Source organism: Spirillospora sp. CA-128828 (genome assembly GCF_050945415.1).
In the GTDB taxonomy this organism is placed as follows: Bacteria; Actinomycetota; Actinomycetes; order Streptosporangiales; family Streptosporangiaceae; genus Spirillospora.
On the sequence record NZ_CP191986.1, the window covers coordinates 6,002,840 to 6,029,066 of the forward strand.

The 26,227-nt window shown below is 72.8% G+C and carries 16 protein-coding genes; 7 read left to right on the forward strand and 9 right to left on the reverse strand.

The window, feature by feature from the left end; translation table 11 throughout:
• Nucleotides 1-41 precede the first annotated feature (41 nt).
• From ACQPXG_RS29170 to ACQPXG_RS29185, 4 genes are all read left to right on the forward strand, one after another.
• Nucleotides 42-830: a hypothetical protein gene (locus tag ACQPXG_RS29170; protein WP_433462322.1), complete on the forward strand. Its 789-nt coding sequence runs from the start codon at nucleotides 42-44 to the stop codon at nucleotides 828-830.
• Nucleotides 827-2,338, forward strand: a complete 1,512-nt coding sequence (locus ACQPXG_RS29175; RefSeq protein WP_433462323.1) for a DNA polymerase Y family protein — start codon at nucleotides 827-829, stop codon at nucleotides 2,336-2,338. Before ACQPXG_RS29170 ends, ACQPXG_RS29175 begins: the two co-directional genes overlap by 4 nt.
• Nucleotides 2,339-2,347: 9 nt before the next feature.
• Nucleotides 2,348-5,617, forward strand: a complete 3,270-nt coding sequence (locus ACQPXG_RS29180; RefSeq protein WP_433462324.1) for an error-prone DNA polymerase — start codon at nucleotides 2,348-2,350, stop codon at nucleotides 5,615-5,617.
• A 192-nt stretch (nucleotides 5,618-5,809) separates the two neighbouring features.
• Nucleotides 5,810-7,834 carry a protein kinase domain-containing protein gene (locus ACQPXG_RS29185; RefSeq protein WP_433462325.1) on the forward strand — a complete coding sequence of 675 codons (2,025 nt, stop codon included), beginning with the start codon at nucleotides 5,810-5,812 and terminating at the stop codon, nucleotides 7,832-7,834.
• Between the two features lie 13 nt (nucleotides 7,835-7,847).
• Here the strand turns inward: ACQPXG_RS29185 and ACQPXG_RS29190 are convergent, their stop codons facing one another.
• Together ACQPXG_RS29190 and ACQPXG_RS29195 are read right to left on the reverse strand one after the other, a co-directional pair.
• Entirely contained in the window at nucleotides 7,848-10,007 is a 2,160-nt protein-coding gene (locus tag ACQPXG_RS29190) for an MMPL family transporter (protein WP_433462326.1), read from the reverse strand.
• A 150-nt stretch (nucleotides 10,008-10,157) separates the two neighbouring features.
• Complete coding sequence (locus ACQPXG_RS29195; RefSeq protein ID WP_433462327.1) at nucleotides 10,158-11,087, reverse strand: Ppx/GppA family phosphatase; 930 nt, start codon at nucleotides 11,085-11,087, stop codon at nucleotides 10,158-10,160.
• A 64-nt stretch (nucleotides 11,088-11,151) separates the two neighbouring features.
• Between ACQPXG_RS29195 and ACQPXG_RS29200 the strand changes: the two genes are divergently transcribed.
• Nucleotides 11,152-11,580: a PH domain-containing protein gene (locus tag ACQPXG_RS29200; protein ID WP_433462328.1), complete on the forward strand. Its 429-nt coding sequence runs from the start codon at nucleotides 11,152-11,154 to the stop codon at nucleotides 11,578-11,580.
• Nucleotide 11,581: 1 nt separating this feature from the next.
• Here the strand turns inward: ACQPXG_RS29200 and ACQPXG_RS29205 are convergent, their stop codons facing one another.
• Nucleotides 11,582-12,475 carry a ribokinase gene (locus ACQPXG_RS29205; protein WP_433462329.1) on the reverse strand — a complete coding sequence of 298 codons (894 nt, stop codon included), beginning with the start codon at nucleotides 12,473-12,475 and terminating at the stop codon, nucleotides 11,582-11,584.
• Nucleotides 12,476-12,527: 52 nt separating this feature from the next.
• On the reverse strand, nucleotides 12,528-12,746 hold the full coding sequence (locus ACQPXG_RS29210) for a hypothetical protein (protein WP_433462330.1): 219 nt from the start codon (nucleotides 12,744-12,746) through the stop codon (nucleotides 12,528-12,530).
• Between the two features lie 118 nt (nucleotides 12,747-12,864).
• Here ACQPXG_RS29210 and ACQPXG_RS29215 point away from each other — a divergent pair, with 118 nt between their 5' ends.
• Nucleotides 12,865-13,446: a dihydrofolate reductase family protein gene (locus ACQPXG_RS29215; RefSeq protein ID WP_433462331.1), complete on the forward strand. Its 582-nt coding sequence runs from the start codon at nucleotides 12,865-12,867 to the stop codon at nucleotides 13,444-13,446.
• Nucleotides 13,447-13,481: 35 nt separating this feature from the next.
• Here the strand turns inward: ACQPXG_RS29215 and ACQPXG_RS29220 are convergent, their stop codons facing one another.
• The 5 genes from ACQPXG_RS29220 to ACQPXG_RS29240 form a co-directional block, all read right to left on the reverse strand.
• On the reverse strand, nucleotides 13,482-16,610 hold the full coding sequence (locus tag ACQPXG_RS29220) for a family 78 glycoside hydrolase catalytic domain (RefSeq protein ID WP_433462332.1): 3,129 nt from the start codon (nucleotides 16,608-16,610) through the stop codon (nucleotides 13,482-13,484).
• Between the two features lie 8 nt (nucleotides 16,611-16,618).
• Nucleotides 16,619-19,135 (reverse strand): beta-L-arabinofuranosidase domain-containing protein, encoded by a 2,517-nt coding sequence (locus ACQPXG_RS29225; RefSeq protein ID WP_433462333.1) that lies wholly within the window; start codon nucleotides 19,133-19,135, stop codon nucleotides 16,619-16,621.
• The gene (locus ACQPXG_RS29230) at nucleotides 19,132-21,174 is read right to left on the reverse strand and encodes an MGH1-like glycoside hydrolase domain-containing protein (RefSeq protein WP_433462334.1); all 2,043 of its coding nucleotides are present in this window, start codon (nucleotides 21,172-21,174) and stop codon (nucleotides 19,132-19,134) included. The genes ACQPXG_RS29225 and ACQPXG_RS29230 overlap by 4 nt, the downstream gene beginning before the upstream one ends.
• A gap of 89 nt (nucleotides 21,175-21,263) precedes the next feature.
• Nucleotides 21,264-24,221: a glycosyl hydrolase gene (locus ACQPXG_RS29235; RefSeq protein ID WP_433462335.1), complete on the reverse strand. Its 2,958-nt coding sequence runs from the start codon at nucleotides 24,219-24,221 to the stop codon at nucleotides 21,264-21,266.
• Entirely contained in the window at nucleotides 24,218-25,036 is an 819-nt protein-coding gene (locus tag ACQPXG_RS29240; RefSeq protein ID WP_433462336.1) for an alpha-L-rhamnosidase C-terminal domain-containing protein, read from the reverse strand. The genes ACQPXG_RS29235 and ACQPXG_RS29240 overlap by 4 nt, the downstream gene beginning before the upstream one ends.
• Between ACQPXG_RS29240 and ACQPXG_RS29245 the strand changes: the two genes are divergently transcribed.
• On the forward strand, nucleotides 24,935-26,131 hold the full coding sequence (locus ACQPXG_RS29245; protein ID WP_433462337.1) for an RNA-guided endonuclease InsQ/TnpB family protein: 1,197 nt from the start codon (nucleotides 24,935-24,937) through the stop codon (nucleotides 26,129-26,131). The genes ACQPXG_RS29240 and ACQPXG_RS29245 overlap by 102 nt on opposite strands.
• The last annotated feature ends 96 nt before the right edge of the window (nucleotides 26,132-26,227 follow it).

Sequence of the window (26,227 nt, forward strand, 5' to 3'; positions counted from 1 at the left end):
TGTTCGAAATTGTGCAGGAGGGGGCGAGAGGAGGGACGACCGTGCCGGAGGCGGCCCTGCGGGATCTGGCGGCAGCGCTGGAAGGCACCGGGCTGGACACGGCGCCCCGCGACACGACGGTACCCGTGCTGCCCGCGCTGCGCACCGTCGTCCCGGGCGGCGGCCTGCGTCCCGGCTCCGTCGTCGGACTGGACGGCACCGGTGCCGCCTCCCTCGGCCTCGCCCTCGTCGCGGGCGTCTCCCGGCACGGCGGCGAGGACGGCACCGGCGGCTGGTGCGGCGTCGTCGGCGTCCCCGGTTTCGGCGTGGCCGCCGCGGCCGGGATGGGGGCGGCCCCCGAGCGCCTCCTGCTCGTCGACGAGCCCGGCGACCGCTGGCCGGACGTCGTCGCCGCCCTGGCCGAGGCCGTGGACCTGATCCTGCTGTGCCCGCCGGAGCGTCCGGGCGCCGCGGCCGTCCGCCGCCTGTCGGCGCTGGCCCGCAAGCACGGCTGCGTCCTCACGCTGACCGGCGCGTTCGCCCGCGACTGGCCCGGGGTCCGGCTCCGGCTGCGCCTGGACGGCGTGGCCTGGGAGGGCCTCGCCGGCGGCCACGGCCGGCTGACCGGCCGCCGCGCCGAGATCGTCGCCGAAGGCCGCGACGCCCCCGGCTCCGGCCGCCGCGCCCGCCTCTGGCTCCCCGCTCCGGACGGCACCGTCAGGCCGGACGAGACGGCACGGCCGCCGCTGGAGCTCGTCCCCGGCGCCGTGGCCGCGGGCGCGCCCGTCCATCCGCGGCCGGCCGGCGTCCCGCCACAGGTGCAGGTAGCGGTACGGGAGGGGGTCGCGTGACGCGGGTGCTGGTGGTGTGGTGCCCGGACTGGCCGGTCACCGCCGTCGGGGTCGACGCGGCCACGGCGGGGGCGGTGGTCGTGCAGGGGCAGGTGGCGGCGTGCTCGGCGGCGGCGCGGGCCGAAGGGGTGCGGCGCGGGCAACGGGTCCGGGACGCGCAGCGGCGGTGCCCCGAGCTGCAGGTGCGGGAACGGGACACCGATGCCGAGGGGCGGCTGTTCGAGACCGTCGTGGAGGCGGTGGCGGAGCTGACGCCGCGCGTGGAGGCGGTGCGGCCGGGGCTGTGCGCGATCCCGGCGCGCGGCCCCGCCCGGTTCTACGGCGGCGAGGAGGCGCTGCGCGTCCTGGTGCAGGACACGGTCGTGGAGGCGGGCCACGACTGCGGCTCGGGCGTCGCGGACGGGCTGTTCGCGGCGGAGCTGGCGGCGCGGGCCGGGCAGGGCGGCGCGGTCGTGCCGGAGGGCGGCGCGGCGGCGTTCCTCGCGCCGTATCCGCTCGCCGTGCTCGACCGGCCAGAGCTGGCCGACCTGCTGCGGCGGCTCGGGATCAGGACGCTGGGGGACTTCGCGGCGCTGCCGGCCGGGCACGTCGCCGGGCGGTTCGGGACGGACGGGGCGCTCGCGCACCGGCTGGCGCGGGGCGAGGAGCCGCGCCCGCTCGCACCGGTCCGGGGCGCCGCCGACCTGTCGGTGCGCGGCGACTTCGATCCGCCCGCCGAGCAGGCCGAGCGGGTCGTGTTCGCGGCGAAGCGGCTCGCCGGCGAGCTGCACGAGGGGCTCGCGGCGGGCGGGCTGGCGTGCGTCCGGCTGGAGGTCGCGGTCGGCTTCGCCGACGGGCACGTCCTGCGGCGGCTGTGGCGGCACGACGGCCTGTCGGCGCTGGCGGTGGCCGAACGGGTCCGCTGGCAGCTCTCCTCCTGGCAGGGAGGGGACGCCGAGGACGTCTGGGGCGGTGTCACCTGGGTGGAGCTGGCGCCGGACCAGATCGTCCCGGACCAGGGGCGGCAGGAGGGGCTCTGGGGCCGGACCACCGTCACCGACCGGATCGCACGGGCCGCCGACCGCGTCCAGGCGCTGCTCGGCCATCAGGGGGTCACCCGGCCGGTCCTGGTGGGCGGGCGCGGGCCGGGCGAGCGGGTCATGCGCGTGCCGGTCGGCGATCTGGCCCCCGCCGGCCTGCCGGAAGGGCCGTGGCCCGGGCGGGTCTCCGGGCCCGCGCCGGCGGTCGTTCCGGCGGCGCCTGCACCGGCCGAGCTGGTCGACGCGGCCGGTGCGGCGGTGGTGGTGTCGGCGCGGTGCGAGGTGTCCGCGCCGCCCGCCACGCTCGCGGTCCGCGGACGTCACGCCGCCGTGACCGGCTGGACGGGCCCGTGGCCGGCCGACGAGCGCTGGTGGGACACCGGCGCCGCGCGCCGCCGCGCCCGGTTCCAGGTCACCACCGACGACGGCGCCGCCTACCTGCTCGCCGTCGAGGGCGGACGCTGGCACGTCGAGGCCGTCTATGACTAGGGGGCGCTGATGGGGTGGCACAACCCGCCGATCTCCTGGCGGGAGTTCGAGGAGCGGCTGTCGTGGCGGCCCGCCGAGCGGGCTCCGGAGCAGGCGCCGGAGGCGGCCGCCCCGCCGCCTCGCGCCGCCGCGGAGGTGCCGTGGGCGGAGTTGCACACGCACTCGTCGTTCAGCTTCCTGGACGGGGCGAGCGACCCGGCCTCGCTCGCCCGGGAGGCGGCGCGGCTCGGCGTGGAGGCGATGGCGATCACCGACCACGACGGCATGTACGGGGCGGTGCAGTTCGCGCAGGCCGCGAACGAGGCCGGGATCGGGACGGTGTTCGGCGCCGAGCTGAGCCTCGGCCTGCCGGGACCGCAGACCGGCGAACCCGATCCGGCGGGCCGGCACCTGCTCGTCCTCGCGCGCGGCGCACCCGGATACGCGCGGCTCTGCTCGGCGATCACGTCGGCGCAGCTCGCGGGCGGGCGGAAGGGCCGTCCCGTGTACGACCTGGAGGCGCTGGCCGGCGCCCACGACGGCCACTGGGCGGTGCTGACCGGATGCCGGAAGGGCCCGGTCCCCGCGGCGCTGGAGGCGGGCGGGCCGGACGCGGCGGAGCGGGAGCTGCGCGGCCTGATCGGCAGGTTCGGCCGCGGGAACGTGTTCGTCGAGCTGATCGACCACGACCAGCCCGACGACGACCTCCGCAACGACGCGCTGTTCGAGCTCGCGCACCGGGCCGGGGTGGACGTGGTGGCGTCCAACAACGTGCACTTCGCGGCGCCCGGCGCCGACGCGCGGCTGGCGCAGGCGATGGCCGCGGTCCGGGCGCGGCGCAGCCTGGACGACATGGTGGGCTGGCTCCCGGCGGGCGGCACCGCGCACATCCGCTCCGGCGCGGAGATGGCGAAACGGCTGGCGCGCTTCCCCGGCGTCCAGGACAGGACGGTCGCGCTCGCGAGGGAGTGCCTGTTCGGCTTCGACGTCGTCGCGCCCCGGCTGCCGGACTGGCCCGTCCCCGAGGGACACACCGAGGCGAGCCTGCTGCGGCACCTGGTGAAGGAGGGCGCGCTCGCGCGCTACGGGCCGCCCGAGCGGGAGCGGATCTCCGGCGCCTACGAGCAGATCGCCAAGGAGCTGGACGTCATCGAGCAGCTCCGCTTCCCCGGCTACTTCCTGATCGTCCACGACATCGTGGAGTTCTGCCGGAGCAGGGGGATCCTGTGCCAGGGACGGGGGTCGGCGGCCAACTCGGCGGTCTGCTACGCGCTCGGCATCACCGGTGTGGACGCCGTCCGGCACGGGCTGCTCTTCGAGCGCTTCCTGTCACCCGGGCGGGACGGCCCGCCCGACATCGACCTGGACATCGAGCACCGGCGCCGCGAGGAGGCCATCCAGTACGTCTACGACAAGTACGGGCGGGAGTGCACCGCGCAGGTCGCGAACGTCATCAGCTACCGCCCGCGCATGGCCGTCCGGGACGCGGCGCGCGCGCTGGGCTTCTCCCCCGGGCAGCAGGACGCGTGGTCGAAGGGCATCGATCCGCGTGACCCGGTGGGGTCGGAGACCGACATCCCGGGCCCGGTCATGGAGCTGGCGAACCGGATGCTGAAACTCCCCCGCCACCTCGGAATCCACTCCGGCGGAATGGTCATCGCGGACCGGCCCGTCGGGGAGATCTGCCCGATCGAGTGGGCGACGATGCCGAACCGCAGCGTCCTGCAATGGGACAAGGACGACTGCGCGGCGGCCGGGCTGGTCAAGTTCGATCTGCTCGGCCTCGGCATGCTCGCGGCGCTGCACGACTGCTTCGACCTGGTGGACGAGCACCACGGGCACCGGTACGACCTGCAGTCGGTCCCTCCGGAGGACCCGGAGGTGTACGACATGCTGTGCGACGCCGACACCGTCGGGGTGTTCCAGGTGGAGTCGCGGGCGCAGATGGCGACGCTGCCGCGGCTCAAGCCGCGCGAGTTCTACGACCTTGTGGTGGAGGTGGCGCTGATCCGGCCGGGGCCGATCCAGGGCGGGTCCGTCCACCCGTATCTGCGGCGGAGGAAGGGCATGGAGCCCGCCGTCTGCCCGCATCCGCTGATGGAGCCGGCCCTGTCGCGGACCCTCGGCGTGCCGCTGTTCCAGGAACAGATGATGCAGCTGGCCGTGGACTGCGCGGGCTTCACCCCGGCGGAGTCCGACCAGCTGCGGCAGGCGATGGGCGCCAAGCGCGCACCGGAGCGCGTCGAGCGGCTGAAGCGGCGGCTGCTGGACGGGATGGCCGAGCGCGGCATCCCGTCCGACATCGCGGAGAGCGTGTACGAGAAGATCCTGGGCTTCACCGGGTTCGGGTTCCCCGAGTCGCACGCGCAGAGCTTCGCCCACCTGGTGTACGCCAGTGCCTGGCTGAAACGTCATTTCCCCGCCGCCTTCACCGCCGCTCTGGTGCGCAACCAGCCGATGGGGTTCTACAGCCCGCAGAGCCTCCTGAACGATGCCCGCCGGCACGGCGTCGTGGTCAGGGGCGTGGACATCAACGCCAGCGACGTCCACCCGACTCTGGAGGAGCCCGTCGAGGTGCAGTCCGATCACCCGCACGCGCCCGCCGCGCCTCAGCCCGCGATACGGCTGGGATTCTCCGGCATCCGCAATCTTGGCGACGACACCGCGGAGGCGATCGCGGCAGGACGCCCCTACACCGGCATGGAGGACCTCGCCCGCCGCGTGCCCCTGTCGGCCGGCGCCCTGGAGGCGCTCGCCACCGCGGGCGCGTTCGACCGGTTCGGCCTGTCGCGGCGTGAGGCGCTGTGGGCGGCGGGTGCGCTGGCGGGTTCCGGCCCAGGGCAGCTCGAAGGCGTCACGCCGGGCGCGTCCGCCCCTGCCCTGCCCGCGATGACACCGATCGAGGAGACGCTCGCCGACCTGTGGGCGACCGGCGTCTCCCACACCCACCCGGTCGCGCACGTCCGGGAGGCGCTGGACGAACTGGGCGCACTGCCGTCCGCACGGCTCGCCGGGACGCCCGGCGAGACCAACGTCCTCGTCGCCGGGCTCGTCACCCACCGGCAGCGCCCGCCGACCGCCGGCGGCATCGTGTTCATGACGCTGGAGGACGAGACCGGCATCATCAACGTGGTGTGCCCGCCGCAGGTGTTCCAGCGGCACCGCGGCCTCGCCGTCGACTCGCAGGCGCTGCTGGTCGGCGGCCGCCTGGAGCGCGCCGACGGCGTCACCAACATCCGCGCCACCCGCCTCCGCCGCCTCCCCGTCCCCGGCCGCGTCAAAGCGCGCAATTTCCATTGAGCCGCCCTCGGCGTCGGGCCCTGAAGGCCCTCCTTCAGCCGGCAGCGCCTCAGATCACCGGCGACAGGGCGGCCGGCTGTGGCCGCTAGAACCTTTGCGCGTCCTCTGACATCGTAAGAAGAGTTGGGGCCGCGTGCCGCCGCGTGAGCGGCCGCCAAGACGCGGCTTCGTGGGGGCGGAAGGTGGATCTGCATGGACGCGACCTCCCTGGGTGAGTTGCGCCCGGACGACCCCCACCAGATCGGCCGGTACCGGATCGAGGCCAAGATCGGCGAGGGTGGGATGGGCGCCGTCTACCTCGGCCGCGACCCGGAGGAACGTCCGGTCGCGGTCAAGGTGGTGCGGGCCGAGCTCGCCGGGGACAAGACGTTCCTCGCCCGCTTCCACGACGAGGCCGCGAACGCCCAGCGGGTCGCGTCGTTCTGCACCGCGCAGGTCCTCGAGCACGGCGAGGACCTCGGTCTCGCCTACATGGTCACCGAGTACATCGACGGGCCGTCACTGCTGAAGCACGTGAGCGACAAGGGCGCGCTGTCCCCCGGGATGCTGCACGGCGTCGCGGTCGGCGTCGCCGCGGCGCTCGTCGCCATCCACAGCTCCGGCCTGGTGCACCGCGACCTGAAGCCGAGCAACGTGCTGCTGTCCATTTCCGGGCCCCGCGTGATCGACTTCGGGATCGCCCGTGCGCTGGACATGGCCTCCGCGCACACCCGGACCGGCCAGGTCGTCGGCACTCCCGGCTGGATCGCGCCCGAGCAGATCACGACGCAGCAGGTCACCCCGGCCGTGGACGTGTTCGCCTGGGGCTGCCTCGTCGCGTTCGCCGCGAGCGGGCGCAACCCGTTCGGGCAGGGCTCGTTCCAGATCATGGCGGCCCGCGCCGTGCACGCCGACCCCGAGATCGGCGATCTGCCGCCGTCGCTGTCCGGGCTCGTCCAGGCGGCGCTGCGCAAGGACCCGGCACAGCGGCCGAGCGCCCGCGACCTGCTGCTCGCCCTGGTCGGCGGGACCGGTGAGGCGACGGTGACGAACGAGCTGGGCGAGACGTGGACGTCCCCGCCGGGCGGCGACCCCGGCGTCACCTCCCGCGACGTCTCCGGCGCCGCCCCCGCGCCGCCTCCGCCGGAGCCGACCCGCCCCGCCCCGGAGCCGCCCCGGCCCGTCCCGGAGCTGCCGCCGGAGCCGCGGACCCGGCCGGCGGTCGAGCGGCACACCGTACCGCCCACCGAACGCGAGGTCCTCCCGCCGCTGCCGCCCGCCCGGGGCGGCGGCACGTCCCGGCGCACCACGTTCCTCGCCTCCGCCGCGGCCGGGCTCCTGGTCGCCGGGATCGTCGCGGGGGCCGTCTACCTCGCCAACCGGCCGTCCGGCGACGCGCGGAACACCGGCGCGGAGAGCGCCGCGTTCCCGACCGCGCCGATGCTCGTCCGGATCGACACGGCGGGCGGCTGGCCGACGTCCTGCAGCGCCGACATCGGCCTCTTCAAGCCGGCTGACAAGTCCGTGAAGACGCTGGTGAGCGGGCCGTCCTGCGACATCCTGCCCGAGCGGTCCCCGGACGGTAAGCGCATCGCGTTCAGCAGGCGGGGCGACACGACCGGTCAGGCGTGGGTGATGAACGCCGACGGGTCCGGCGCCGAGAAGGTGACCGGCATCCTGCGGGGCACGCGGGTGACCTGGTCGCCCGACGGCACGCGGCTGGCCTACATGGACGAGAAGCAGGGTGTCCGGCAACTCTTCGCCATCACCCTGCAAGGGCACGCGGTCACCCAGCTGACCAACGACGACTCGGTCAAGGACGACCCGATGTGGTCGTCCACGGGCAAGCTCGTGTTCTGGAGCAAGCGCGACGGCGGCGACGAGCAGCTCTACACGATGGATCCGGACCGTCCCGGGGGCACCTGGACGCGGCTGACCAAGGACGGCGTGCGCGCCGTGGACCCGGAATGGTCCCCGGACGGGTCCAAGATCGCCTTCGTCCGGGGACCGGCCACCGGCAGCGCCATCTGGGTGATGAACGCCGACGGGTCCGGCGCGCACGCCGTGACGTCCGGCGGCGGGCGCGACATGGACCCGGCGTGGTCCCCCGACGGCCGCTGGCTCGCCTACGTGCGCGGCCCGGTCGCCGACCCGGTGATCCACGCCGTCCGCGCGAACGGCGCCGGCGACCGTGTCGTCACCCCCGCCGGCCGCGTGTTCGGTCACCCCAACTGGTAGCGACCGGCCCGGGCTAGTCGCGGGCGGCCGGGGCCGGCTCCTCCGGCGCGGCGACCGGCGCTCGGGCGCGGGACAGGGCGCTCGGCCACCACATGTGCCGGCCGATGTCCAGGTTCAGCGCCGTGACCAGGACCGACCGGACGACGAGCGTGTCGAGCAGCACTCCGAAGGCGACCGTGAAGCCGAGTTCGGCGACGAACACCAGCGGCAGCGAGCCGAGGGCGGCGAACGTCCCCGCGAGCACCGCGCCCGCCGAGGTGATCACCCCGCCGGTCGCGGCGAGCCCGATCAGCGCGCCGCGCCGGGTGCCGTACCGTTTGGCCTCCTCGTGGACACGGGTCATCAGGAAGATGTTGTAGTCGGTGCCGAGGGCCACGAGGAACACGAACGCCCAGAGCGGGAAGGACGGGTCGGCCGACGCGAACCCGAAGACGTGGTTGAACATCAGCGCGCTGACACCGAGCGCGGCCGCGTACGACAGCACGACCGTGGCGACGAGTATCAGCGGCGCGACAACGGCGCGCAGCAGCAGCGCCAGGATCGCGAGCACGACGACGAGCACGATCGGGATGACGGCGTTCTGGTCGCGGTGGGAGGCGTCGTTGATGTCGAGCGTCACCGCCGACGTGCCGCCGACCTCGGCGTCCGCGCCGGGCACGGCGTGCGCGGCGGCGCGGGCGCGGTCGACGGCGGTGAACGCCCGTTCGCTGTCGGGCGCGGCGTTGAGGGTGCCCTCCAGGTAGACCCGGCCGCCGGACGGCTGCCCGGGGTCGTTCCCTGCCGGTGCGACGGCGGACAGGTCCGGGACGGAGGCGAGGGCGGCGCGGACCTCGTCCTGCGTCCCCGCGTTCGTGACGATCTGAACGGGTGAGCCGCTGCCGGCCGGGAAGTGCCGGGCGAGCACCTCTTCGCCGGTGACCGAGTCGGGCTTGCCGGTACTGAACGCGTCCTTGCTGGGCAGCGAACCGGTGCGCAGGCCGAACAGTCCGGTGGCAAGTGCGCCGAGCACCACGGCCGTGACGATCCAGGTGACGCGGGGGCGGACGGCGATGGCCGATCCGATCCGCGCCCAAAGGCCCCGTTCGGACGGCTCGGCCGTGCCGTATGCCGGACGCCGTGGCCAGAACATCCAGCGGCCCCCGATCACCAGTAGCGCAGGCAGCAGCGTGACCATCGCAGCGAGCGCGACGACGACGCCGATCGCCATCACCGGCCCCATGCTCTTGGTCGAGTTGAGGACGGCGACGAGCAGGCACAGCATGCCCAGCGCGACGGTCGAGCCGCTCGCGATGATCGCGGGACCGGCGCGGTGCAGCGCGATCGCCATCGCCTCGTGCCGGTCGCGGTGCCGCCGCAGTTCCTCCCGGTAGCGGGCCACCAGCAGCAGCGCGTAGTCGGTGCCGGCGCCGAAGACCAGGACGGTGAGGATGAACGCGGCCTGCCCGTTGACGGTGAGCCCGGCGTGCTCGGCCAGCAGGTAGATGACCGCCTGGGCGGCCGTCAGCGCGAAACCCACGCACAGCAGCGGCGCGAGCCACAGGATCGGGCTGCGATAGGTGATCAGCAGGATCGAGATGACGATGGCGGCGGTGATGAACAGCAGGGTCGAGTCGAAGCCGGCGAAGACGTTGCTGAAGTCGCCGGCGTACCCGGCCTGGCCGGTCACGTGCGCCTGCAGCCCGGGGGCGCCGTGCTGGACGATGTCGCGGTAGTCGTCCACGGCGGGGCCGAGCAGGTCCCAGCCCCCGTTGCCCACCTGGACGGAGACGATCGTCTCCAGCGCCGTCCCGTCCTTGGACGGGATCGGCCCCTGGACGTCCACGGCGAGCCGCCGGGGTGGATCGGAGCCCTCCGGGTCCCCGGTGACGGCCCGCAGCCGTGGCACGTCCGCCGCGGCCTTCGCCCGGTCGGCGGCGGTGAGCCGGCCGCCGTCCCGGTGGTAGACGATCACCGCTGGGAAGGTGTCGGCGGGCGTGAACCGCTTGGACTCCTCGACGACCCGGGTGGACTCGGCGTTGCTCGGCAGCCACGCCGACGCCTCGTTGGTCTGCGCGCCGGTGAGCTTGCCGGCCAGCGGCATCGCGATGGCGAGGATGACGATCCAGACGGCCAGTACGACCCATTTGCCCCGCCGTCCGCAGGGCAGGGAGGAGAACCTGTTCGCACCCGTCATGAAAGAACCCCCAGGAACAAAGCCGCCCGCATTTTCCTCCCTACGTCGATACTCGCGGGACGGTCAAGACATAACGCGTTTAGATATGGTTAATGGCAGGCCATTTCCGGACAGTTTTCGCGCTGGGAAATGTTGTGTCCGACCGCGCGATCAGCCGGTGATCATGTCGAGGCGGCGGAGGATGACGCCCTCGCGCAGCGCCCACGGGCAGATCTCGAGGTCCGGGAGCTCGAACAGGTCCATCGCCGCGTCCGCGACGATCGCGCCCGCGAGCAGCTGCGGGGCGCGCCGCTCGGACACGCCGGGCAGGTCGGCGCGCTCGGCGGACGGCATCTTCGCCAGCTTCTCGGTCCACTCGGTCAGCGCGTCGCCGGCCAGGACCCGCCGCTGGTAGGGCCCTTCGTCGCTGGGCGCGGCGCCGCCGATCCGGGCGAGCTGCTTGAACGTCTTGGAGGTGGCGACCGCGTGGTCGGCGGCGCCGTACCGGGCGACGTCCCCGACCCGGCGCGCGATCTCCGCCCGGACGTGCCGGCGCAGGTTGCGGACCTCGTCCAGGGACGGCGGGTCGGCGGTGAACCAGTCGCGGGTGAGCCGGCCCGCGCCGAGCGGCAGCGAGAACGCCGCGTCCGGCTCCTCGTCGATGCCGGACGCGATCTCCAGCGAGCCGCCGCCGATGTCCACCACCAGCAGCCGCCCCGACGACCAGCCGAACCAGCGCCGGACGGCGAGGAACGTCAGCCGCGCCTCCTCCTCACCGGACAGCGCGCGGATGTCGATCTGTTTGTCGTCGCGGATCCGCTCCAGCACCTCGTCGCCGTTGGCGGCGTCACGGACGGCGGAGGTGGCGAACGCGACCAGGTCCTCGACTCCTTTGTCCTCGGCGATCTGCAGCGCGTCGTCGACGAAGTCGCGCAGCATGCCCTCGCCCTCCTCGGAGAGCCGGTCCCCGTCCTCAAGGTGGGCAGCGAGCCGCAGATCCGCCTTGTGGGAGTACGCGGGGAGGGGTCGCGCCCCCTGATGGGCGTCCACCACCAGGAGATGCACGGTGTTCGAACCCACATCCAACACGCCGAGTCGCATGCTCATGACGCTATCGGACGAATCGGCGGACCGGGCAGTCTCCCGTACGGCTATGGTCTCGGGCATGGAGGCGAGTCCGGAGCGCCGGTGGCGCGTACCCCCAGGTCACATGGCGGTGAAGTGCGCCGCCGCGGCGGCCGTCACGGCGCTCGTCGTCCTGTACTCCCACGATCCCCAGTTCCTGTTCCTGGCGGCCACGGCCGCGATCGGGCTGAACGCGCTCGCCCTGCGCGACCTGGTCGCGCCGGTCCGGCTCGCCGCCGACGGCGACGGCCTCACCCTCGTGACCGGCTACGCGCGGCGCCGCCGCCTGCGGTGGGACGAGGTGACCGCCATCCGGGTCGACGAGCGGCGCCGGCTCCTGCTGCACACGCGGATACTGGAGATCGAGACCGCGGACGACCTGCACCTGCTCAGCGCGTTCGACCTCGGCGGCGACGTCCACGACGTCGCCGACGAGCTGTACCGGCTCCGGGCCCGTACCAGCCGCTGAGCTACGCCTCGGGGAGCTCGTCCGGTGCCGGGTAGGAACTCTGCGCGCCCGGCCTGCGGACGGCGGCGGCGCCCACGCGGGTGGCGTACCGGGCCCCGTCCCGCAGCGAGTCGCCGCGCGCGAGCCGCAGGCAGAGCGCGGCGGTGAAGGCGTCGCCGGCGCCCGTGGTGTCGACCGCCTCCGCCTTCGGGGACGGAACGGCCGTCGTGCCCTGCCCGTCCGCGACGACGACGCCGTCGGCGCCGAGCGTGACGACGGCCGAGCGCGGCCCCGCCCCGATGAGCGCCGCGGCCATCCGCCCGGCGTCACCCTCCCCGCCCAGCAGGAAGGCGGCCTCGTGCTCGTTGACGACGAGGGGGTCGCAGAGGGCGAGCAGATCGTCCGGTACGGGGGCGGGCGGCGAGAGGTTGAGGACGACCCGTCCGCCCGCCCGCACGGCGATCCCGGCGGCGGCCTCCACGGCGGGCAGCGGCACCTCCAGCTGGAACGACACGGCGGACGCGCCCTCGATCATCGCGCGGGCGCCCTCGACGTCGTCCGGGCCGAGCCGGGCGTTGGCGCCGGCCGAGACGATGATGCTGTTGTCGCCGTCCGGCCCGACCGTGATCAGCGCGACGCCGGTCGGGACGCCGGGCGTGGTCGCCAGGTGGGCGAGGTCGACGCCGTCCGCGGTCAGGGCGCCGCGCAGCAGCTCGCCGTGCCCGTCGTCGCCGACCCGCCCGACGAGCCCGACGCGACCACCGAGCCGCGCCGCCGCGACCGCCTGGTTCGCGCCCTTCCCACCCGGATGGGTGGCGAGGTCGGACCCGAGCACGGTCTCCCCCGGCGCGGGCCGCCGCTCGACCCCCACCACCAGGTCCGCGTTGACCGACCCCACCACGACAACGTCCCGCATGCGCTTTTCCACGTGTAAACGATTACATGCGCGGGCGTGCCCCGCGCAACCGTCACCCGGCGCGCAGATCCGCGAGGTCGACGACCTCGGCGAGCTCTTCGACCGACGGATAGTAGCCGCGGCCGACGATCATCCCGTTCCGCGTCACCAGAAAGGCGCTCGCCCCGCGCACACCGGCCCGCTCCGCCCAGATCCGATGCGCCCCGGTCAACCGCACCGCCGCCACCCGCAACCCACCCGGCCCCGTCCAGATCCCCCGATCATCCCCCATACACGAAACGTTACGCTCCATTACCGAGAGTAATGGAAGTCAGGCTGGGTTAAGCCGATGAATTCCGGGGGTGTTGGTGGTCTTCACGGGTGATGGGCGATCTAAGAGGGGTGACACCATGGCGACCGTCATCACTGAGATGACCATGTCACTGGACGGCTATGTGGCCGATCCGTCCGACGGGGTGGAGGAGCTGTTCGGCTGGTACGGCAACGGCTCTGTGGAGATCCCGACGGTCGGCGGCATGCCGCCGTTCCGCGTCTCCGAGGCGAGCGCCGCCCACATCCGCGAGACGATGGACGCCGTGGGCGCCATGGTCACCGGACGCCGCCTGTACGACATCACGCACGGCTGGGAGGGCCGCCATCCGTTCGACGCCCCGGTCTGGCTCGTCACGCACGAGGCCCCGGCCGACCCGCCGCCCGGCCTGACCGTCGTCACCGACGGCATCGAGAAGGCCGTCGGCGAGGCCGCCGCCGCGGCGGGCGACGGGGTCGTCGGCGTCGGCGGCGGGCTCACCGCCCAGTCCTGCCTGGACGCCGGCCTCCTGGACGAGATCCGCATCAACCTCGTACCCGTGCTGCTGGGCGAGGGCATCCCGTTCTTTGCGGGCCCGTCCACCGCACCCGTCCGCCTGGACGACCCCTACCGCGTCATCCAGGGAACCGGAGTCACCCACCTCTACTACCGCGTCCGCTAAGTCCCGGCGGATGGTTGCGGGGGCCGGGCCGTGCGTCAGGACGCGGTGCCGTGGAAGGTGTGGGTTCCGGAGCCGACGGTGACGGGCTTGGCCACACCGGGGACGTGCACCTCGGCGCTGCTGCCCGGCGGGACGGTGACCCTCAGGGTGACCACGCCGTCCTCCAGCGTCCAGGACGAGCGGACCTCGCCGAAGGGCGTCCGCCGGGTGGCGGAGGCGCTGGTCAGGCCGCCGACCACGGCCGGGTCGACGACCAGCCTCCGGTAGCCGGTGGACCCGGGCGCCTGCCGGATGCCGGCGAGGCGGCCGGAGAACCACGAGTCGATCGAGCCGAGCATGAAGTGGTTCTGCGACTGGCCGCTGCCGCCGTCCCACGACTCGCCGAGCGCGGTGTTGCCGTGGACGACCTGGTACCCGTAGCTCGGGCTGTCCGTCCGTGTCGCGATCTCGTAGATGACGTCGTCGGGCAGGACGCGGAACGCCGACGGCAGCGAGATCTCGCCGAGCAGCAGGTGGTATCCGGCGTTCTTGACGCTGGAGACCAGGTGGTCGAGCAGCCTGGAGCGCTGGTCGGCGGGCACGGCGCCCATGTCGAGCGCGATGGCCTCGGCGCCTTGGCCGCCGCCGCCGAACGTGCCGGTCGCCGGGTCATAGAGCTTGTCCGACAGCGCCTTGGCGCTCTCATCGGCCTTGCTGCGGTAGGCGGCGGCGCCCGTCTCGTCGCCGAGAGCACCGGCGATCCTGGAGAGGGTGTCGGTGATCCGCCACCAGCCGTACGTGCCGGAGACGACCTTGGGGAACGTCCGGTCAGGGGTGAACCAGTCGCCCAGGCTGTAGTCGGTCAGGCCGCCGGAGACGCGGCCCTCGATGTACGCCGCGTACCGCTTCATCGCGTCGTAGTACGTCCGCAGGGTCTCGATGTCGCCGTAGTTCAGGTACAGCTGCCACGGGACGACGACGAACGCGCCGCCCCAGTTGGGGTCGTCCCGGTACGCGCCGGCGAGGACGGTGTAGTCGGGGACCGTGGACGGGATGAGCCCGGTGTCGGTCTGCGCGTCCGCCATGTCCTGGACCATCTTGCGGAGCTGGGCGTGCACGTCGTAGTTGGCGGCGAGCGCGTCTCCGACGAGGTGGTCCTGCTCCAGCCAGCCGAGCTTCTCCCGGCTCGGGCAGTCGGTGAGGATGCTCATCATGTTGCCCTCGATCGCGCGGCGGACGAGCCCGTGGACGCCGTTGATGAGCGGGTCGGACGAGGTGAACGAGCCGGCGGAGTCGTTGTCGGCGCGCAGCACCTGCCCCCGAACGGTGATCGTCGCGCCTTCGGGCAGCCCGCGCACCTCCAGGTAGCGGAAGCCGTGGTACGAGAACTGGGGATGCCAGGTCTCCGGGCCTGCGGAGCGGGTCGTGTACTCGTCCCAGAGGGGCCCGCCGACGTTGCTGATCGACTGGTAGGCGCGCCCGTCCTTCAGGCTCTCGGACGGGTAGATCCGCACGGACGTGCCGGCCGGGGCCTGGACGGTGATCTCGGGACGGCCCGCGATGTTGCGGCCCACGTCGAAGACCCGGTAGCCGTCGCCCGATCCCGCCTGGCGGCCCGCGAGCGTCTCGATGACGCGGACCGGCTCCGCCGTGCGTCCGCTCAGCGCCCCGGGCGCCGGGACGGGCGCGGCGGCCTCCCAGCCGGAGCGGGACGCGCCCGGCCTGTCCCAGCCGGGACGCTCGCGGCGTGCGTCGTGGTCCTCGCCGCCGTACCAGTTGGAGAACGTGACCGGCCCGAGGACGGTCTTCCACGTCCCGTCGCTGGCGACCCGCACGACCTGCCCGTTCGCCAGGGTGACCTCCAGTTGCGCCATCAGCTTGGGGTCGCTGATCGTCCCGGCGAACTTGCGGTAGCGGTCGGGTGTCGAGATCACGTTGGCGGCGCCGTTGCCCAGCTCGACGCCGAGCGTGTTCGCTCCGGAGCGGAGCATCTTGGTGACGTCGTAGGTGGCGTACTGGACGCGTTTCGCGAACCCGGTGTTGGCGGGTTCCAGTTCGGCGTCGCCGACGCGGCGTCCGTTCAGGGTCGCCTCGTAGACGCCGAGGCCGGCGATGTAGAGGCGGGCCTGGCGGACACCACGCGGCAGCCCGAAGTCCTTCGCGAAGATCGGCAGTGCCTCGGGGACGGGCGATTCGGGCGGTTCCTGGCCGGTGACCGTCTGCCGCGTCGCGTAGGGCCCGTCGGCGGAGTCGGAGGTGCCGACCGAGAAGTCGACGGGCGCGTACGGAACCTTGCCGCCCTCGACGCCCTGGTCGGTGCGCGGGTAGAGCAGGACCTCGTCGAAGTCCTCCGCCTCTTTCAGGTCGACGGTGAGGGTGAGCGGCGCATCCGAGACGTCGGCCTTGCCGTAGGCGGAGCTGGACCAGCCGGCGAACTCCTGGTTGGTGGTCTGCGTGCCGTCGGTCAGGTAGCGGGTGCCCCACTTGCGGTTGACGTTCCCGCCGTTGTCCGACGCCGTGACGGTCCTGCCCTTGGCGAGGTCGGTGTCCGGGTCGCCGGAGTCGCGCACTTCCAGCTCGGCGAGTTGGAGCCGCCAGGTCTTGCCTGGCAGTTGCTCGATTCTGGGCAGGCCCAGCTTCGTCACGTCCAGCCGGACGTAGCGGGCAGTGGTCTTGGGCAGCTTCACCACGATGGGTGCGGGCTTCTTGTCCTTGGTCTGCCAGTCCTGCCGGCCGATCCAGTGTCCCTGCCAGTCGTTCTGGGACGTCAGGCCGGTCTCGAACCAGGACGGCGACGACCAGCCCGAGTGCCGCGACCCCGTCCAGACTCGGACGCGCCAGTACACCCGGGTGCGGCTGCCGATCTGCTTGCCGGCGTAGCCGGCGCGCTGGTCGGCGGACGCGACCCGGCCGGAGTCCCAGAGGTCGGGACGGCCCTTTTCCAGGGCCTTCTCGCTGGTCGCGGCCTGTATCTGGTATGCGGTCTGGGTGACGTTCCGCCCGCCCTGTAGCTGCCAGGACAGCGGCGGTGTCGTGTCGTCGATGCCGAGGGCCGCCTTCAGGTCGGCGGCCTTCAGGTGGGCGGGAGGTGCCGCCGCGTCCGCGTACGCGGGGGCGGAGAGGAACGTCAGCGGCAGCGCAACGGTGATGGACGCGGCGGCGAGGCCGCGCAGTGGCGTACGCATGGGGGCTCCTAGAAGGGGCGCTGAGCGTGCAGCTCGGCGATCTCGGCGGCCGTCAGCACGTGGTTGTAGAGGCGGAAGCCGGCGACACGGCCGTGCAGGTTCGGGTTGCGGGTGTCCTGCGAGCGGCCGAGGTAGTTGTGCGTGGTCGCGCCGAGGACGACCGGGTTCATGACCAGGGCGTCGTTGCGTCCGGCCGGAACGCCGTCGATGTAGAGGGCGGCGGTCCCGTTCCCGGCGGTGACGGCGACGTGTGCCCAGGCGCCGGTGGGGAGCGCGGACCCGGCGTCGGCGATGTCCTCGCCGTCCATCCCGGTGATCTTCATGGTGAACCGGGCCTTCGCCGCGCCGGTCCGGGCGATGACGGCGAAGTAGGTCTGCCGGTTGAAGCCCAGGTCGAAGACGCGGACGTTGTTGGTGAGGGTCTCCAGGCGCACCCAGAGCGCGGCGGTCAGCGTGTCCAGGCCGCTGAGCAGGCCGGGCGGCAGCACGACGTGGCCGGTCGCGCCGTCGAGCGTGACGGCGCCCTCCGTCCACGACGCGCCTGTGGCGAGGGTCGCGTCCGGCCAGTGTCCCGTCGCGTCGGCGAGGCCGCCGTCGCGCAGGGGGAAGTGCGCCAGGAGTTGCGGTTTCCGCTTCGGTGCCGGGGTCGCCCAGTAGACGGTGTAGTGCTCGTGCTGGACTTCGGCGAAGGGTTTCAGCGACACATCGGCGCCGTCCGCCTTCGCCGCGTAGCGCAGGGGCCCGGCAGGACGCAGCGAGCGCGGGTCGATCTCCGGGAACGCGTTGAGGTCCCGGTCGCCGTACTGTCCCGCCAGGACGACCGGTCCGACCGTGACGGCCTGGACGCACGGGTTGTCCGGGGCCTTCCGCCAGACGGGGGCCATCGGCATCGAGACTTCGATGGCGTCGCCCCGCCGCCACCGCCGCTCGATCGTCGCGTACCCGCCGGGACGCGCCTGCACCGGCACCGCCGCGCCGTTCACCCGGATGCGCGGACGGCGGCCGCGGGCGTCCAGCCAGCCGGGTATCCGGATCTTGAGCGCGAAGCGGGACGACCCGTCCGTCACGGTGAGCCGCGTCGTGTCGGAGTGCGGATAGCCGGTCTCCTGCCGGAGCCGGACACCGCGCTCCGCCCAGGTCACCTCGGACGGGATGAACAGGTTGACGTACAGCGCGTTCCCCGAGCGGAAGTAGATGCTGTCGGCGAACTTGGTGTGCGTCTCCATCCCCGTGCCGTGGTCGCACGAGAAGTTGTCGTAGTCGGAGCTGTAGCTGCCGGGCGCCGCACCGAGGCCGCCCTTCCCTTCACGCTGCGAGCCGGGGAACAGGCCGGTGTAGTAGGTGACGAAGCCGTGCTCGGAGCCGGGGTCCTGCTCGCCGAGCATCTGGTTGAGCAGCGTCCACTCGTAGTGGTCCATGTACGCGGACTCGCCCGGATCGTGCATGAACAGCAGCCGCGACAGCTTGAGCATGTTGTAGGAGTTGCAGTTCTCGCAGGTGTCCGACCCGAGCCGGCTGACGATCTCGCCGGGCGGGCCGAACAGTTCGTTGTTGCTGTTCCCGCCGATCACGTACGAGTGGTCGTGGACGACCGTGTCCCAGAAGAACGCGGCGATGGCCCGGTACCGGGTGTCGCCGGTCGCCTCGTACTCGCGCACCGCGCCGACGATCTTCGGGATCTGGGTGTTGGCGTGGTAGCCGTCCAGGGCGTCGCGGCGTTCGGCCAGCGGGCCGTAGATCTCCTCGTGGTCGAACCGGCGGGCCGTCTCCAGGTGCCGCGGGTCGCGGGTGACCTGGTACAGCTCGGCGAGGACGTCGTTCATGCCGCCGAACTCGACGCGCAGCACCGCCTGCATCCGCTCGCGGGACAGCTTGCCCGTGCGCGTCCCGGCCCAGGCAGCCATGCCCTTGAGCACGGTCAGCGCCTGCGCGTCGCCGCTCAGCCGGTACTGGTCGAGCAGCCCCGCCATGATCTTGTGGAGGGTGTAGTAGGGCGCCCAGGGATGGCCGCCCGCCTCCATCTGGTCGAAGACCGCCTCCTCGAACGCCGACAGGTACCCCTCGCCGAACCCGGCCGCCGGGGCTGCGGCCTGGCATTCGGCGAGTTCACCGACGATGTACCGGCCCTTGGCCGCGTAGGCGTCGTCGCCGGTGTTCGCGTGGGCCTGGGCGAGCGCCGACAGCAGGTGCCCGGTCGAGTGGCCGCGCAGCTGGACGTTCGGGGCCTCCCAGCCTCCGCACGGCTCGACAGACGACGGCAGCCCCACGTTGAGGCGGAACGTGTGCAGCAGGCGGTCGGGGTCGACGAACTTGAGGTAGGCGCACGTCCGCGTCATGTTGGCCCGGAACGGGCTGTCCAGGAGCGTGACGTCCGACAGCGGGAACGGCGATAGGGCCGCCTTCGGCGTCTTCGCGGCGGCGTGGGCCGGTGCGGTGCCCGGGAGGGCGAGTGCGGTCGCGGTGACGCCCGCCGTACCGATGAAGGCCCGCCGACTGAATGCGGAGCGGGTGAAAGGGGCCGTCATGCGCGGCTGCTCCGCAGCGAGTGGGCCCCGCGCAGGCCCTCGATGTACACGTACTCACCGTCGGTGTGGACGCCCTTGGCGCGCGCGTGGGCACCGTCCCACACGAGACGGCCGTCGACAAGGACCTTGATACGGGCGCCGAACGTGGGCACTCCGGCGCGTCCCACGGTCCCGCCAGGGGCCTTCAGATGCGCGGTGTAGGTCCCGTCGGAGACCTTCCAGGACGCGTTGACCGCGCCGACCGGCGTGGTGATCCTCCCCTGCGCGAACGTGAGGTCGGCCGGGTGCGGGACGAAGTCGAACGACCGTCCGCCCGTCCCGGTGGGGTTCAGCCCGAGCACGGAGAACGTGAGCGCAGGCGTCGGACCTGTGGCCCAGGCGTGGGCAAGGCTCACGTAGGTGCTGCAGAAGACGCATCCGTCCCCGGGGTTACGGAACGACTCCCAGAATGTGCTGCCGGTCCCCTCCGGGTGGTTGAGCATGTAGCCCCACTGGCGCCGGATGATGTCCACCCCGGCCTGGTCGGCGGCCTGGCCGCCGGCGGTGAAGTGGGCGTTCACCTCCATCGATCCGGAGAAGACGCCGGGATTGCCCTTGTTCTCGGGCGCGGTCGAGGTGACCGCGTTCCAGTTCCCCTTGAGGGACGCGCTGATCCGGCGCGCCTGCTCCTGGTCGGCAAGGCCGTACCAGGCGGCGAGGGAGTTGCCGTCCTGCGGGTGGATCGCCGAATCCGGGTAGAACTTGTACGCGCCGGCGGTGTCGTCCCAGAAGTTCGTGTTGATGGCGGTGCGGAGCGCGCCGGCGCGCTCGGCGTAGGACGCGGCGAGAGCGTCGTCGCCCTGCGTCTTGGCGAGCTGCGCGCCGGTGTCGAGGACGCGCCACATCAGCACGTTCGCGATGAGGTTCTCGCCCTTGGCCAGGATCCGGACGGAGTCGGACGTGCCGGTGATGGACACCAGGCCCTTGCCGTCCATCTTCCCGGTGGTGAAGCCGACGCTCTTCTTGTACCGGTCCCAGACGCTCGACAGCCAGCCGGTGTCGCCGGTGTAGCGGTAGTAGTCCCAGCTCGCGGCCAGCGTCCACAGGTGGTAGGTGTCCGAGCCGTACTTGTTCAGCTCGGGCCCGGCGTAGGGCAGCTCTCCGGTGTCGCGCTGATGCTGGTACACGGTGGTGAGCGCGTTGCGGGCGGACTCGGTGTCGTCGAACGCCGCGTACGCGCTCGGGATCTCGATGCCGAGGTCGCCGGGCCAGACCGTCCGGTCGCGCTTGGCGCCGTCCACGAGGATCGTGTCGCCGACGCCGATGTCTCCGGTGTTGTCCCACAGCGCCGCCGGCGGCTCCCAGACCCGGCCCGTCTTCGGGGAGATGGTGTTGAGCTGGACGGTGTAGGCGCCCGCGTACCAGATGCGGTTGAGCAGGTCGTCGCTCGAATAGAAGTAGTTGGCGTACCTGGATGGGTCCTTCATCGTCGGCGCGGGCGTGTAGTGCAGCGACACCTTGTCCAGGTCGACCCGGCCGCCCGACTGCAGGAAGATCGTCAGGTAGCGGAAGCCGCCGCGGAGCTGCTCGGCGGGCGTGGTGTAGGACGTGGGGCCGTCGACGTCCACGGACAGGGCGCCGTCCCGGCTGCGGGGGCCGCCGGTGGACGCGTCGCTCGTCGTGTCCACATAGGTGGACGACTCGGAGAACGCGACGCCGACCTTCTGCGGGCCGTCCGACCCGGCGAAGTGCAGCTTGGTGAGCCCGCTGACCTCCTTGCCGAAGTCGAGCGTGATGGACGATCCGGTGCCGCTCAGGCCGGTCTTGCCGCCCTTCAGCACGGCGTCGGCGCCGTCCACGGTGCCGCTCGTCTTGTACACGGAGACCGGGTGGAGCGTCCGAGACGACGGGGAGAGGTTGTACCGCTCCCATGGGGCCGAGTCGTGGCCGGGCTTGGCGAAGGCGGTGCCGAGCGGAGCGGCCTGAGTGGCCATCAGGGCGGACAGGCCGAGAGCGACGGCGGCGGCGCCGCGGCGGCGCCTGGATACGCTGGATTGCATGGATTCCTCGCGATTCCGGTCTTGATCAGGACGTGGGATGAGGGGTTCACCGTGCGGGAGGGCGGGCCAACGCCCTCCCGCACGCGGGTTCAGCGGGTGCGGACCACCGCCTCGCCATAGGGCACCAGCCGGACGGGGCCGATCAGCCCGTACTTCTGGCGGGACGCGCCCCCGTAGACGGTGGGGTCGGAGACGCGGAGCCGGTTGTTCAGCGTCGTGGCGACCTCGACCTCGATCGTGTTGGCGCCGCGCCGCAGGTAGGGGCCGACGTCCACGGCCGGGACGAACACGCTGACCGGGAGGCGGTGGCCGTTGACGGTCACGCGGCAGGTATCGAAGACCTCGCCGAGGTCCAGCACCGCGCCGCCGTCGCCGGCCCAGTTCACCGTGGTGGTGTAGGTGCCGATGCCGGAGACGTCCGCGAGTTCGGGGATGTCCGGCCATGCCGTCAGAGCGTCGAGCTTCAGATCGTGCCGCCGGACGCCGTCCGGCGTCATGTCCTCCACCTGGAGCCGCCAGGACGTGAGGGTCTGCGCCTCGGGCACGGCACCGATCACGGTTTCGACGGTCCGGCCGTCCGGCAGCGTGGTGGAGTAGCCGCCGGGGGCCGTCGCGCGGGCGATGAGGCGCTGCCGGTCGACGCGGAGTTCCGCGTCGGACGCGGTCGCGGAGGGGGCCTGCCCGCCGCGCGCCAGCACGATCACGGTGGCCTCGGACGGCTGGAGCGCCACCCGCAGCGTGATCGTGTCGCCGTCCTCGCGGTAGACGGCGATCCGCTCGGTCTCGCCCGTCCACAGGTCCAGCCGGTACGGGACGGCCTTGCGGTCGGACCGGGTGAACGTGACGTCGTGATCAATGGCGGCGACGGGCGGTTTGACCGTCTCGGCGTGCTTTCCGTTGCAGAGGTAGTAGTAGTCGGCGGCGCCGTCCTGACGGTGGGCGGTGAGGAGCGTGGACGCCTGCGCGTAGGCGACCGTCGGGCGCAGGCCGAGATCCGCCAGCGCGCCGGGAACATCGTCCTCCAGGGCCACGACGCGGACGCGCGGCTGTGCGAACACCTGCTTGAGGACGTCCCGCAGCTGCTCGTTCTCGCCGTCACGCGCCAGCCCTGGAACGGTCGCGGCCGACCAGTCGCCGAGGAACACCAGCGGCAGGCCGGCCTTCGTCAGCTTCAGCATGGTGCGGGCCGTGCCGAGCGGCAGCGTGCACTCGTTGCCGGCGAACCGGTCGCCCTCGATGAACATGACCTTGTAGGCGGGGCCACCGGGGGCGAGCCGCCCGCCGGACACGGTCGCGGACGGGAGGTCGAGCAGCGGCGCGCTGATGAGCTGGTGCGTCCAGCCGAGCGGGACACCGCTCTTGGTGAACCATCCGGCGCCGATACCGGTCTTGGTGTAGCCCTTCTGGCGGAACACGGCGACGTCGATGCGGCTCTTGCCCGCCCGCATCGCCTGGTGGATCCGCGACAGATACCCGGCGACGTCGGGGGCGTGCCGCCAGGTCGGTTGACGCGGCCCCCACGACTCGGCGAATCCGATGCCGCCGTTGTAGGGGGTGAACGCCGCGAACCCGGGCCACGCCGCACCCGGTGCGGTCGCGTAGGAGAAGCCGTGCAGGACGGTCTGGTTGAGCCCGGCCGCATAGGCGCCGCCCATGGTGCGGAGCAGCTTGCTCCAGGTGGTGTTGTAGGCGCCGCCCTGGTAGGCCCCCGCCTCGCAGGAGAGGATCGTCCGGCCGCCCATGTCGCGCCCCCCGGCGAGCGCACGGTAGTCGTCCAGGTTCTTGAACCCGAGCGACTCCCCCTCCGGGACGTCCAGGATGGCGGCGGTGTGGATGGCGTCCGTCTCCAGCCCGTACGGCTGCGCGCGGTACTCAAGCCCGAGCGAGTGTGCCCATTTGGCGATCGCCCCGAAGTGGTACTCGTTGAACAGGTCGGAGATCGTCAGCCAGAAGTCGTGCCGGACGTGGGACGTCGTCGCCGCGTCGTAGGCGAACTTGGTGTTCTCCTTGTAGCGGACGACCACGGGCAGGTACGGCATCAGGTCGTAGCCGCGGCGCCGTTTGAACTCGGCGGGCAGGTCCGGCGTCCAGTTGAGCGCGTCCGTCTCAAGCTCGATCGAGTCCTCGAACAGCGTCGCGCCCGCCCGCCTGATCAGCCTGCGGATGTCGCGGGTGAGCAGGCGCGCCTCCCAGAACGCGGTGACGGCACGGGTACCGGCCCGGCTGAAGTGGTCGACGACGCAGCCGTCCGGGGCCGAGTGCGGGCCGGACTCGGGCCGCTGCCCGCTGCCGCGCCGCCAGTAGGCGAACAGCAGCCAGTCGCCGCCGTCCGGCGCCGTCCAGGTGATCCGCTCCCCCGCGGCCTTCGCGGTCAGGTCGGTGAAGGACGCCGGGGCGAGGCCGGTCTCCTTCCGGGTCGCGTTCGCGGTGTCGATCCTGACGGCGTGGACGGCGACGAGCTGCCGCTTCGTCACGCCGTCCTCGGGCGCGGCGACCGGCTCCGGCACCGGGCCGTCATGGGTGGCCCCGCCCGCGACGGTCGCCGTCCCGTACGCGAGCTCCTGGACGGCGGCCTCGTCGTCCGGCGTGATCGTCGGGACGGCGGCGGGCCAGGCCGGGCCGATCGTCAGGTCGACGGTGACGCCGCGCCGGGCCGCCTGGTCGAGCGCCGCCTCGACGCCGGCGTTCCAGGCGGGGGTGCCCCAGCCGTGCCCCTCCGGGTCCAGGACGGACTTGTCGCGGATGCTGTGGTGCACGGCGACGATCTCCGCGCCGCCGAACCCGGCGGCGGCGATCTGGTCGATCTCCCGCCGGACCTCCGCGGGGTCGACCAGGCCGTCCGGCCACCACCAGCGGAACCGCGGCCGCACCGCCGCGCCCGGGCGGGCGAACCCGCCGCTCCCGGGCCCCGGCGTGAGACCGGGTGCGGCCTGGGCGGCCGCCTCGCCCCCGAGAGCCGGGGCCGCGGCCGCCACGGCGGCGGCGGCGGTGCCGATCTGCAGCACGCGCCTGCGCGTGAACCCCTGCCCGTTACGGTCGTCGTTCACTGTCTTCTCCTGATCACTGTGCGGCCGGAGCCGACCGGGCCGATGGTGAGGAGCCGGCCGGTGGCGTCCTGGCCCGTGGCGCGGGCGGCGCGGGCGTGGGGTCCGGTGACGTGGAAGGCGCTCGGGTCGTCGTCACCGAGCTCGACCACGATGCGCGCGGACGTGCCGGGCGGCACGTCCACGTCCAGCCGGTAACCGTCGTCGCGGTTCAGCGCGACGAGGACCCGGCCGCGGATGGTGGGCACGCGCCCGGAGATCTCGGCGAGGTCCCCGGGACGGGGCCGGATCTCGATCTCGGCGGCGCCCGGCGCGGTGATCCGTACGCCGAGGACATGGCGCGGGATGACGTTCGCGGGCGCCGAGCCCCAGGCGTGCGAGAACGTCATGTTCGGCTTGAGGGACGGGTCCCACGCCTCGGTGACGATGGTCGCGCCGAGATCGTCCAGCATGTGCAGCCAGGAGTTCGTGCCGGTGGCCGTCATCAGGCCGATCGCCGCCTCGGCCTGACCGGTGGCGAACAGGGCGTCCAGGAGGAACTGCGCGCCATAGACGCTGACCTTCATACCGCCGTCCGCGAGGGTCCTGCCCAGGGCGCGGACGACGGAATCGGGAACCGTGCCGGGCCCCGCGACGCCGAGAGCGACGGGGAACGCGGTCGCGTGCTGCGCGCTGCTTTCCGGATTCTGTCGGCGAGTGTCGGTAGCTTGCTGAGCATGCCCCGCTACCGTCTGCAGCCGACACCCGCTCAGGAGCAAGCACTGCTGGAGCATTGCGGGCACGCCCGGTTCGTGTGGAACCTGGCGGTCGAGCAGCATGCTTGCTGGCGGCCGGGGCGCGAGTCGGCACCGGGCTTCGCCGAGCACTGCCGCCAGTTGACACAGGCGCGGGCGGAGTTCGCCTGGCTGCGCGCCGGGTCGGTGACGGTCCAGCAACAGGCGCTCAAGGACTTCACCCAGGCCATGGGCCACTTCTTCGCCGGTACCCACCGCCGGCCGACCTGGCGCAAGGCCGGACGCCACGAGGGGTTCCGGATCGTGGCGGTCAAACCCGGCGACGTGCGGCGCGTCTCCCGCCGGGTCGGGCAGGTGAAGATCCCCAAGGTGGGGTGGGTGCGGTTCCGCTGGTCCCGGCCCTTCCCCGACGCCGCCAAGTCCTACCGCGTCACCCGGGACCGGGCGGGACGCTGGCATGTCGCGTTCGCCGCGATCCCCAACCCCATTCCCGCGCCAGGCACGGGCGAGCCCGTGGGGGTGGACCGGGGTGTGGCTGTCAGCGCGGCCCTGTCGACCGATGACCTCCTTCACGCCCCCGGGCTGCGGGAGACGGAGCGGGCCCGGCTGGCGCGGTTGCTGCGTAAACTCGCCCGCGCCCAGCCAGGTTCCCAGCGGCGCGCCCGGGTCAAGGCCGCGATCGCCCGGCTGCGGGCCCGCGAGACCGACCGGCGCAAGGACTGGGTCGAGAAGACCTCCACCGATCTGGCCCGCCGATTCGATGTGATCGCCGTTGAGGATCTCAATATCGGGGGTATGACACGGTCGGCGCGGGGCACAGTGGAGGCGCCGGGCCGCTGCGTGAGGCAAAAGGCGGCACTTAACCGGGGCATCCTGGCCGCGAGCTGGGGTGCTCTGGTGACCCGGTTGGAGCACAAGGCGCCCGGACGGGTCGTGAAGATCGATCCGCGTAACACGTCGCGGACCTGTAACGCCTGCGGGCATGTCGCCGGGGAGAACCGTGAGAGCCAAGCGGTCTTCTCGTGCGTGGCCTGCGGATTCCGGGTCAACGCCGACGTGAATGCGGCGATGAATATTCGTGATGGGGCCGCAGGGCATGCGGTTGCTGCACGGGGAGGCCCGCCGTTGGGCAGGCCCGCGAACCGTGAACCTCAACACGACCTGCCCCTCACGGGGTAGACGGTCGCTGTTGGAATCCCCCTCATTCACGAGAGGGAGGATGTCAACCAGATCTTCGCCGGGTAGGCGGACGGGCATCGGGGATTGGGCGGCGAC